The sequence below is a fragment of the Pseudomonas sp. NBRC 111140 genome (assembly GCF_001320885.1).
GTDB lineage: Bacteria > Pseudomonadota > Gammaproteobacteria > Pseudomonadales > Pseudomonadaceae > Aquipseudomonas > Aquipseudomonas putida_P.
In genome coordinates, this window is sequence record NZ_BCBQ01000006.1 from 96,142 (window position 1) to 106,733 (window position 10,592).

The following is a 10,592-nucleotide window of genomic DNA, read 5'->3' on the forward strand; positions in this document are numbered from 1 at the left end:
TGACGCGCCCTGCCTGCATCCAGAAATGCACTGCATAGGATCCTGATAATTAATTGGAGACATACCCGCATCCGCCCTACCGTGGTACGTCACCCAAGCCTCAGTAAAAAAGGCCCGTTCATGAACGACCGTGAGTTCATCAATGCCATCGACGCCGATGGCCTGCCCCTGCACATCGCCGTAAGCAACGGCCGCATCAGCCACATCGGCCCGCAACGCGCCAGCACACCCGCCCGCGAGACCATCGACCTTGACGGCCTGCTGGCGCTCCCCGGCTTCGTCGACGGCCACATCCACTTGGACAAAAGCTTCGTCGGCGACCGCTGGCGCCCACACCAACCCGTCGCCAGCCTGCGTGAGCGCCTGGCCGTGGAAAAACGCGAACTTGCCAGCGCCCCACCGATCCTCGAGCGCGCCGACGCGCTGATGCGCCAGGCCGCCTCTTACGGCACCGTGGCCATGCGCTGCCATGTGGACGTGGACGCCACCACCGGCCTGACCAACTTGCGCGCCATGCTCGAAGCCCGGGACACCTGGAAAGACCTGATAGACATCGAACTTGTGGCCTTCCCCCAGGCCGGTGTGGTGACCTGCCCCGGCACTGCCGACGTGATGGAAGCGGCTATACGCGAAGGTGTGCAGGTCGTCGGCGGTATCGACCCAACCACCCTGGATGGCGACGCCGAAGCGCAGCTGGACATCGTGTTCGGCATTGCCGACCGGCACGGCGTGAAGGTCGATATCCACCTGCATGAACCCGGCGACATCTGCATCGCCCAGCTTGAACGCATCGCCGCGCGCACCACCGCCTTGGGCATGCAAGGCTTGGTGGCAGTCAGCCACGCCTATGGCCTGGGCGATGTATCCGACGCGGTGGTCGACCGCACGGCCGAGCTGCTGGCCGGCGCCGGCGTATCGATCATGACCAACGCACCCGGCGAACACGCCTTCCCGCCTGTGCTACGCCTGCGTGCAGGCGGTGTGCGGGTGTTCACCGGTAACGACAATATCCAGGATGCCTGGTGGCCGTATGGCAATGGCGACATGCTGCAACGGGCGATGCTGATCAGCTATCGCTCGGGCTTCAACACCGACGAAGAATTGCGGGTTGCGTTGGAAATGGCCACTGAGGCCAGCGCCGGAGTGATGGGCAAACAAGACTACGGTTTGAAGGTCGGCAACGAGGCCAGTTTCGTGCTGTTCAAGGCGCCGAATGCGGCGGCGGCGGTGGCGGCAGCCCTCCATGAACGCGTGATCGTGCGCCACGGCGCATTCTGGGGCGGGCCTGCGCAATTGCGGTTGAAGGCTACGCAGTTTGCCAACGAGCTGCGCCGTTGAGGTCAGCGCTGGCTTGCCGGTGATGGGCTGCCTGGCAGCCCTCATCGCCCCAGCTGGTTTCCAGCCCCGTGCTTACTCTGCCTCAGCCCGCAAAATCCCAATCAGAATCTCAGCCAGCTCCATCACCATCGGGTCCGCCGTAGGCCGATGGAAAATTGCCGCCTCAAACACTTTGATCGGCTTGAACCCCTCTTGCGCCCCCAAAACTCGATGCCTGGCCGTCACCACGCGCGAAGGCAACAGACTCACCCCCAGGCCATTGGCCACCGCCTCCTGAATCCCTGCCAGGCTCGAACTGGTAAAGGCGATCCGCCAACTGCGCCCCATCGCCTCGACCGCACCGATCATGTCATCCCGGTACAGCCCCCGCGGCGGAAAGGTCACCAGCGGAATCGGATCCTGGGCAAAACACGGGTACTGCGCACTGTCGATCCACTCGATGCACTCCGGCTGGCAGGCATTGGCCTCCCGGCTATGCCGCCGCTGCTTGATCAGCACCAGGTCCAGTTCGCCACGGTCGTAGGTGCTCATCAAATCCCGGCTCAGGCCACCGGTGATCTCCAGCTTCACTGTCGGGTTACGCCGATTGAACGCTGCCAACGCCTGCATCGTCTTGCCCGCGACAAAATCGTCCGGCAGGCCGATACGCACGGTAACCGTCACCCCGCCTGACATGGCTTCGGTCAACTGGCTGCTCACTGCCAGCAGGTGCCGTGCGAAACCCAGCAATGTTTCCCCGGCATCGGTCGGGTGCACCTCGCGGTTGCTGCGGTCGAGCAACTGGTGGCCGACCATTTCCTCCAACCGGCGCACCTTCTGGCTGACCGTCGATTGGGTGGAGTGCAGGCGTGCAGCGGCGGCGGTGAAACTGCCGCAGTCGGCCACCATGACCACGGTGCGGAGCATGTCCAGGTCGTAGATGGCTCGGTTGGGGTTGGTGGATTCTGGCATTGGGCGGGTTCAGCTTTCTGAATGGGGCTGGGTACATGATGCCTGAACCTGGGGTGCATGACGCATTGCCTGCGTGCGGGGCATGCTTTGTACGCGCGCATGAACGGGGTATCAGGGAGCGAGGGTTTTCTCGAAGTAAACCCGATTGAAACCGTCCTCTGTACGTTTCCCCACCTCTACGTAGCCGAGCTTGGGGTAAATCGACAGGTTCTCGGTCATCATCTCGTTGGTGTAGAGATGGACGGTGCTTATCCCCAATCGCCGGGCGGCATTTTCGCAGAAGCCGATCAGCGCCTTTCCTACACCACGCCCGGCTGCACGGGGCAGGACCGCCACGTTTTCCAGCAGCAAATGCCCTTCTTCGGCATAGAAGACAATGAAGCCTTGAAAGGTCGCCTGGTCATCCGTCGCTACGTAGACCACCCCTTGCGCGATCTGCCTGGCGAAATGTGCGGTCATCGGGGCTGGCTTGCGTCCGATGAGTGGCACATAGCGAGCATAGGCCTGCTCGGCGCACTTTCTGATCTCGGGCTCATCGGTTGCTACGGCCAGCCGGATCATGGGGTCTCCTTTGGTTGATGGGGTTCTGATGCCCACTGCAGCTGCTCGCACATCGCACAATAGTTCGATAATCGCACAAATTCAGCCAAACCCCCTCTACTGTTGCCCTATCTTGCGGCACGCTATACCGAAAGTCAGCAAACACTTTCAAGCGCTGACAGGCCCCATCGCTTCACGCGCTCCGGCCAGCCCGACAACCACAACTCCAGGAACAACCAGGAGCTCGCCTTGATCAATAAAACGTACGAGTCCATCGCCAGCGCGGTGGAAGGAATCACCGACGGTTCGACCATCATGGTCGGTGGCTTCGGCACTGCCGGCATGCCATCCGAGCTGATCGATGGCCTGATCGCAACCGGTGCCCGCGACCTGACCATCATCAGCAACAACGCCGGTAACGGCGAGATCGGCCTGGCCGCCTTGCTCATGGCAGGCAGCGTGCGCAAGGTGGTCTGCTCATTCCCGCGCCAATCCGACTCCTACGTGTTCGACGAACTGTACCGGGCCGGCAAGATCGAATTGGAAGTGGTGCCGCAAGGCAACCTGGCCGAGCGTATCCGCGCAGCCGGTTCGGGCATCGGTGCGTTCTTCTCGCCGACCGGCTACGGCACCCTGCTGGCCGAAGGCAAGGAAACCCGTGAAATCGACGGCCGCATGTACGTGCTGGAAATGCCATTGCACGCCGACTTCGCACTGATCAAGGCGCACAAGGGTGACCGTTGGGGCAACCTGACCTACCGCAAAGCCGCGCGCAACTTCGGGCCGATCATGGCCATGGCCGCCAAGACTGCCATCGCCCAGGTCGACCAGGTTGTCGAACTCGGTGAACTGGACCCGGAACACATCATCACTCCGGGTATCTTCGTCCAGCGCGTGGTCGCCGTCACCGGCGCTGCCGCTTCTTCGATTGCCAAAGCTGTCTGAGGCCTGCCATGACCATCACCAAAAAGCTCTCCCGCACCGAGATGGCCCAACGCGTGGCCGCAGACATTCAAGAAGGCGCGTACGTAAACCTGGGCATTGGCGCACCGACCCTGGTGGCCAACTACCTGGGCGACAAGGAAGTCTTCCTGCACAGCGAGAACGGCCTGCTGGGCATGGGCCCAAGCCCAGCGCCGGGCGAGGAAGACGATGACCTGATCAACGCCGGCAAGCAGCACGTCACCCTGCTGACCGGCGGTGCATTCTTCCACCATGCCGACTCGTTCTCGATGATGCGTGGCGGCCACCTGGACATCGCCGTACTGGGCGCCTTCCAGGTGTCGGTCAAGGGCGACCTGGCCAACTGGCACACCGGTGCCGAAGGTTCGATCCCCGCCGTAGGCGGTGCGATGGACCTGGCCACCGGCGCCCGCCAGGTGTTCGTGATGATGGACCACCTGACCAAGACCGGCGAAAGCAAGCTGGTGCCCGCGTGCACCTACCCGCTGACCGGTATTGGTTGCGTCAGCCGCATTTACACCGACCTGGCCGTGCTGGAAGTAACGCCTGAAGGCCTGAAAGTGGTCGAGATTTGCGCGGACATCGACTTTGACGAGCTGCAGAAGCTGAGTGGTGTGCCGCTGATCAAGTGATGTTTTGATCGACGCAGACCTGTGTAGGAGCGGCCTTGTGTCGCGAAAGGGCTGCGAAGCAGCCCCGGCAATTGTTGATGTAACGCTGAAATCCGGGGGGCTGCCTTGCAGCCCCCAAGACACCAGCAACACCCACTATCCCACCACCCCAGCCCGCAATCGCAGCAGGCTAGGCCTTGGGCTGCGCATTGGCCAAGGCGGTGATGGATGATGCCGAGCTGCGCATGTGCGCTGCGCTCAAAATTAGGCGTTGTTGCGCGGGGCACGTTGAAAACGGGTAACTGCGATTTGAACAACACCGGCCACTAGGCAAAGCACACCTATTTTCCAACCCCCTTCCAGGCCGAAGTGCTCCGCTATCTTCCCGGCGATGATCACGCTTACGAAAATGGCGGCGGGCAGGATCAGCTTGTTCATTTCGGCCTCCAGGTGCGAACGGCATAGATCGTGAGGGGGCACAGCCTACGCAGCGCCGGCGTGCGAGAGATCTCTGGGCGCAAAGTCGAACCGCCCCACTCCACAGGCCCGTTCCTACAGGCCCCAAAAACGCAAAAAGCCCTGAATAATCAGGGCTTTGAATATGGCGGAAGCGTAGTCCGCCTGAGCAATATCCACCAACGTCCACATACTTCCATGGAGACTCTGATTTTACTGGCCTCAAGTCCACATCACGTCCACCAACGTCTTGCACCATCTACTCAAATCCAGCTATAAAACGTGGGTAGAAAAATGGGTATGAATCATGGCGCGTGGCATCAACAAGCTCTCCGCTCTCGCGGTGCAAAAAGCAAAGGACCCTGGCTATTACGGGGATGGCGGCGGTCTCTGGTTGCAAGTCAGCAAACTAGGTGGGAAGTCCTGGGTGTTCCGCTACACCAGAAACGGCAAGACCCGCGACATGGGACTTGGCCCTGTACACACCGTTTCTCTCAGCGAAGCGCGCTCGAAGAGCCTGGAGCATCGAAAAAGCCTGCTTGAGGGTATCGACCCTCTCGAAGCAAAAAAAGCAAAGCAGCAGGCAGCCAAGCTTGAGGCTGCCCGGCATAAGACCTTCAAAGAGTGTGCGCTGGCCTACATCCAAGCCAACCGTGCGGGCTGGAAAAATCCGAAACACGTCCAGCAGTGGGAAAATACTCTTGAGGCCTATGCCTATCCAATCATCGGTGAACTGGCTATCGGAGCGGTCGACACGAACCTGGTGTTGAAGGTCCTACAGCAACAGGTCGGTTCGCCTAGCGAACCCACACAGTTCTGGTACACAAAGGCGGAAACCGCGAGCAGGCTCAGGGGCCGGATCGAGAACATTCTCGATTGGGCGACTTTCCGCGGATACCGCCAAGGTGAAAACCCAGCTCGCTGGAAAGGCCATTTGGAGCATGAGCTACCTGCAAGAAGCAAAGTCCAGAAGGTTGAACATCACGCCTCCCTCCCCTACGCGGAAGCTCCGGCTTTTATGCGGGAGTTAAGCAAGCGCAAAGGTGTCTCGGCCAGAGCACTGGAGTTCTCAATCTTGACTGCTTGCCGGTCAGGTGAGGTACGTGGCGCAGAGTGGAGCGAGATCAATTTTAAAGAGTCGACATGGACGATACCGGCAGCACGAATGAAGGCAGGCAAGGAACACTCTGTACCGCTGTCGCCCGAAGCAGTTCAGTTGCTCAAATCATTGCCTCGCATCGCAGATAGTCCATACGTGTTCCCCTCCCCGCGAGGAAAACAGCTATCGGACATGTCACTCACTGCCGTTCTGAGGCGTATGGAGTTGGGGCACCTCACACAGCATGGCTTTCGCTCCACCTTTCGAATCTGGGCAGCGGAGCAAACGCATCACCCTCGTGAGGTATGCGAGCATGCCCTTGCCCATAAGCTCCCTGATAGCGTTGAAGCCGCGTATCAGCGGGGTACTTTATGGCCGAAACGCGTCCAACTCATGCACGATTGGGCTCATTACTGCTTTGTAAGCAAGTGACAATACAGCAATGTAGATTTTTGGCTTCCGCTGTATCCGATTGAAATTTCTGTTAGCACCTAGTTATCCTATGGACAGGGCCTAGAGCCCAGGTCGCCGTGAACCGCCCTGCTGCGTGGGAAAGATCGGTGTTTTGACGCTAACCACATTACTCCCCGTGGCCAGCCCGGCTCGCAGCAAGCCCAGCGAAGCATCCAGGACTTGTCCCCTGGCAAGGTGCTTTTACGGCCATGACTTTGGAGTCAATGTCATGCCTTTCACAGCCGAATCTATCATCGAAACCTTCAAAGAAACTGAGGTTGCCGGTGCCCCCAAGCTTAAACATACCCAGTATTTGAACTACCTCGCCAAGCGTCTCGGCTATCAGAGTTTCAAGCATTTCACACAGTGTGTCGAAACCGCTCCGTCCGATCGCCTTGGTGACTACTACACGGGATTGATGAAGAAGATCTGCGGCATCCGTGTACCCAAACAGGACATTGGGCACATCCGCCTCAGCCACTTCGACGGGAAGTCGATCAGCTATGATTCGTACTTCATTGGTTGGGACGAGCATGGCCGAGAAATCCGAATGCCCAGTGCCGACCACGGCAGGCTGGCTATTATGGATTTCCGAGAAATTTTCGACATGCCGCTGTATGTGATCGAGACCCAAGCGGAGTTCATCGCCTGGCAATGGAACTGGGCCTCATTTGCCGTCGCGCCTCCCGAGCTTGTCAGAGCAAACTTCCCTTCGTTGTTCCATCAGCGCGATCGAGTGGTTGAGAATCCGCCCATGGATAAGGTCAAGCGGCGTTATCGTCGCGAGCAAAAAAAAAGCGGCCTCATCTAAACGTTGCAGGGCGGTCTCAGACCGCCCATTCACCGCGCCGCACTGCCAACCTAGCGACGTGGTCTACGCTCGTTACCGAACAAACACCGCAACCTCCCCCTTGGACGCAATCACCATGAGCGCTGGCAATCCTTCCGCGCTCATCTTGCGATGAAGTGTATCCAGCAGATGCTCATCCAGCTGGCTCGGGCGAGCAGGACAATTATCAGGATGAGAGTGCCATTCCCCTACGTAGTCAACCACCCGAGCAGTGCGCGAGTGCACTGTGCCCAGGGCCTCAGCCTGACCTACCTGTCCCCTTATAAAGTGGCTCGGGCTCGCCTCACTGTCTGGGGGAGCTGGTAAAACATCCACGATAACGATGGTCTTCGTTTTCAGGTCGGTGACGCCGAGAATCGCGCCCCCCGTTTCATTCGGCAGCGCCGCAAGGCGAGAGGTGAGCAGCTTCTGAACCAGGGCCTCATCATATTTCACCGTCCATCCAGCAGACTCCACTGAATGTATCTGGGCAACTTCAATTTCGTGCGTTCTTACCGCTCCCGACTGCTCATCACACTCCCAAACGCAGATCCTGGCCTGAGGCTTCGCCACCGACTTGCGGAGCTGTCTAGCCAGAATCCCTGCGTGCAAGTGGATGTATTCGCCCGACAGTCTGACCGAAATATCTCGACATCCCCCGCCCACCCAGCGGTCACCCAGATGACTGACCAGGTGCGTACGTCCCCACTCATGATGAAGAAGTGCCCGATAGTATTGGCCTTCCAAACCATCAACCCGATGCCGTCTCGCCTCGTCCTCCAAAATCATCACACAAGACTGACCAGAAGGAGTGACGAATAGACTTACTGTACGCGGAGCTTCATCTCTGCGCGCAAGCTCTCGGGGCACCCCGAAGGTTGTAGTGACATCGACGACAAGGTCGGCGCTGGTCAACGATGAGGTGACCTCTGCGGACTCGTCCAGGACACTTCGATCAATAGCGCTAGGTGGCGTCCAGTTGGGATAGGTAGCACAAGCCATTTCCTGCAATACCTTGACCTTGGGCATTCCAACGAATCCATCAAAAGCGATGTGCCGACAAAGGTTGTGAGGCAGCAATCGGTCAGGATCGATGAAAGTCCATTGCCCCCACCCTTGGCGTATCCATAAATCAGCCAACACGCTACCCAGAGCGCCCACTCCGGCGAGTACGCCTTTGATTTCACTGTGCTCTTCTGGGGTGCCGGAGAGATCTCGTGCGGTTTGCGGAGTGAGTGCTGTGCGGATTTCCACAGGCATCAGTGAAAGGGAACGCCAGGCCGAGCCGGCAGCCCCACCCAACAACGTGATCCGCTGACACAGCCCTTTTGCATCAGGCATACCAAGCATGTCCAATGCAGTCGCAAGGTCAAACAGGGAAGCATTCAGCATGTATCCCGCGACATCGATCCGCTCAGCACCGCCTTCACGGACGCGAGGAATCCACACGGTGATGAGAATACCCTCGCCTTTTCCGTGCGCGGGCGATATCCCCCCTTCGATTGCCTCGTAGACGGTGTCATACAAGGCGCCGTAGAGATCGCTCCCCCACGAAACGAGTTGATCCTGTAATTTCCCAAGTGTTTCTGGAAAGCCGGCCAGCGTGGTCGTTCCTACCGGCTCAACCATCACCGGCACCATTCGCACCGTCTTCGATTGATCGTCGGGTCTGGACGGCTCAGCTTTCAGAATCACCGAGTCGCCCTGATCGACCTTGAAGATGGTCAACGTCCTACTACCTGCCTTGGCGTAATCTGGGTAGTTCGAGGGTAGGATCAGTTGGTAAGGGCTCATGTAAAACAGCTGCTCTAGCGGTTGGTCATCCCTGTGCAACTTCAGCAACGCAGACTCCCGCAGCCACCAGAACATTCGCGCTATGAAGCGCTCCGGCGTCCAACTGCGCTCTACTGTCGACCAGGCGCTATCGTACAAACACAGAACCCGGGGCCCATCGCTCGATGGCGGATGCTGGTGAGAAAGCAGCGGGAAGTCCTTGCGTAGGGTGTAAACGACGACTGGTACGCGATACCTGGGATTGACTCCAATCGCCAAGCGCTCCCGCCGGCGGATACCCGCTTGGTTGCCGGCATCCACGGTCCCGTCACCTGCATCAATGACGATGTATTCGGTACCGTCTTTCCCCGATGAATCTGCCCGAACCTCTCGAACATCGGTATAGGGGCACGCCCGCAAGGCGCTCAGTAAGGCCTGCGTTTGAGGATACAGTTCGTCTTCCCCGCAATCAGGCCTCGCATCCCCTAGCTCGAAGTACTCAAGCATCACAGGCGCCTGCGCGAGGCGGAACTGAAGCGGCTACCGAACTGGGCACCGCACCAGCGAGTGCTACAGCAGCGGCAAGCAGTTTCACCTTACCATCCGTGCAGACCTCAAAGTCCATGGCTGCCTTTTCGCCCAGATCGCCTGTGCACGAGAACCAGCCGTCCACATCGTCCAGAATTGCCTGGTATTCGCGCTTCGCCCGAATGCACGGCGGATCGCAGTCGTCGTCGAGAATTTCAACACTACTGGAAACGATCGTTGCTCCGTTGCGGGCCTGGCTCAACGCTTGGCGTGCATCCCAACTCACCCTCGCCTTTTCTCCCAGGCCCGACCAGCTATCCCAGGAAAGCGTGTGCCAAGAGCAATGATGAGGTGCCAGCAGCAGATCATATTCGAGCACCTCCGGCGTCTGCTCAAAGCGCTCCCACATGCGCTCCCAGATCAACACCTCAGCGTCGCCGCCGACGAGGAATTTAGTTCTCGTCTGTGCGTAGCCAAAGGGCGAAATCTGGATGTTCATGACCACGCTCGACTCGTTTTTCGACAGGCGCTCTTCGAGATAAGCGTCATCTTCATGCGGCGCGGGTGCGAGCAAGTGGGAAGTGAAGAATGGCGACATATCCTCACCTGCAATGCCGCTGAATTTTTCACCGGACTTGATCAGGATCGGGCCCAGATCGTCAGTCTTACCTGCGTTATCTTCGCCCATGATCTTGATGCGGTTACCGTGCCCTGCACTACGGTAGGTACGCCAATATTCCACACGCCGCCGCGCTTCCTTGTCGAAGGCTTTGGCATCGTCACACAAGACATGGTTCTTCTTCGAGCTCCGACGGAAAACCAGAGGAGACGACCACATTTCGCGAATCATGATCCGCTTTTCCCAACGCCCCTTCTCATCATCTGGGTAGTCGGCAGGATCACCGAGCCAGAAATGCTTTCTCATGCCTGCGCAATGATCCTGGTCTGGGTGGCTAAGCAAGAAGGCGTTCACGAATGGACGTCCCTTTTCGTCCCACTGCAGCCGCTCCCTCAACGCACGTCCGACATCAGGCGTGTCATCGTTGGAGTT

Annotated in this window: 10 protein-coding genes; 5 read left to right on the forward strand and 5 right to left on the reverse strand. The window is 58.9% G+C overall.

Going from position 1 to position 10,592, the window contains the following annotated elements; genetic code table 11:
- Positions 1 to 120 precede the first annotated feature (120 nt).
- A complete protein-coding gene (locus APH42_RS03730) occupies positions 121 to 1,338 on the forward strand; it encodes an amidohydrolase family protein (RefSeq protein ID WP_060492757.1) in 1,218 nt (405 codons plus the stop codon).
- Between the two features lie 72 nt (positions 1,339 to 1,410).
- Here APH42_RS03730 and APH42_RS03735 read toward each other — a convergent pair whose 3' ends face one another.
- Together APH42_RS03735 and APH42_RS03740 are read right to left on the reverse strand one after the other, a co-directional pair.
- The gene (locus APH42_RS03735; RefSeq protein ID WP_012273197.1) at positions 1,411 to 2,289 is read right to left on the reverse strand and encodes a LysR substrate-binding domain-containing protein; all 879 of its coding nucleotides are present in this window, start codon (positions 2,287 to 2,289) and stop codon (positions 1,411 to 1,413) included.
- A gap of 111 nt (positions 2,290 to 2,400) precedes the next feature.
- The gene (locus tag APH42_RS03740) at positions 2,401 to 2,850 is read right to left on the reverse strand and encodes a GNAT family N-acetyltransferase (RefSeq protein WP_012273198.1); all 450 of its coding nucleotides are present in this window, start codon (positions 2,848 to 2,850) and stop codon (positions 2,401 to 2,403) included.
- A 228-nt stretch (positions 2,851 to 3,078) separates the two neighbouring features.
- Between APH42_RS03740 and APH42_RS03745 the strand changes: the two genes are divergently transcribed.
- On the forward strand, positions 3,079 to 3,774 hold the full coding sequence (locus APH42_RS03745) for a 3-oxoacid CoA-transferase subunit A (protein ID WP_010954768.1): 696 nt from the start codon (positions 3,079 to 3,081) through the stop codon (positions 3,772 to 3,774).
- Between the two features lie 8 nt (positions 3,775 to 3,782).
- Positions 3,783 to 4,424, forward strand: coding sequence for a 3-oxoacid CoA-transferase subunit B (locus APH42_RS03750; RefSeq protein ID WP_012273199.1), 642 nt, complete (start codon positions 3,783 to 3,785; stop codon positions 4,422 to 4,424).
- Between the two features lie 243 nt (positions 4,425 to 4,667).
- Here APH42_RS03750 and APH42_RS30100 read toward each other — a convergent pair whose 3' ends face one another.
- Positions 4,668 to 4,841, reverse strand: coding sequence for a hypothetical protein (locus tag APH42_RS30100; protein ID WP_012273200.1), 174 nt, complete (start codon positions 4,839 to 4,841; stop codon positions 4,668 to 4,670).
- Positions 4,842 to 5,166: 325 nt separating this feature from the next.
- On the opposite strand from APH42_RS30100, the gene APH42_RS03755 reads away from it, so the two are divergent.
- A complete protein-coding gene (locus tag APH42_RS03755) occupies positions 5,167 to 6,390 on the forward strand; it encodes a site-specific integrase (RefSeq protein ID WP_060492758.1) in 1,224 nt (407 codons plus the stop codon).
- A 250-nt stretch (positions 6,391 to 6,640) separates the two neighbouring features.
- Positions 6,641 to 7,222 (forward strand): hypothetical protein, encoded by a 582-nt coding sequence (locus tag APH42_RS03760; protein WP_060492759.1) that lies wholly within the window; start codon positions 6,641 to 6,643, stop codon positions 7,220 to 7,222.
- Between the two features lie 72 nt (positions 7,223 to 7,294).
- Here APH42_RS03760 and APH42_RS03765 read toward each other — a convergent pair whose 3' ends face one another.
- Positions 7,295 to 9,520 (reverse strand): Mov34/MPN/PAD-1 family protein, encoded by a 2,226-nt coding sequence (locus APH42_RS03765; protein WP_060492760.1) that lies wholly within the window; start codon positions 9,518 to 9,520, stop codon positions 7,295 to 7,297.
- A partial coding sequence (locus APH42_RS03770; protein ID WP_256217772.1) for a metallohydrolase occupies positions 9,513 to 10,592 on the reverse strand: 1,080 nt, incomplete at its 5' end. The genes APH42_RS03765 and APH42_RS03770, both read right to left, overlap by 8 nt.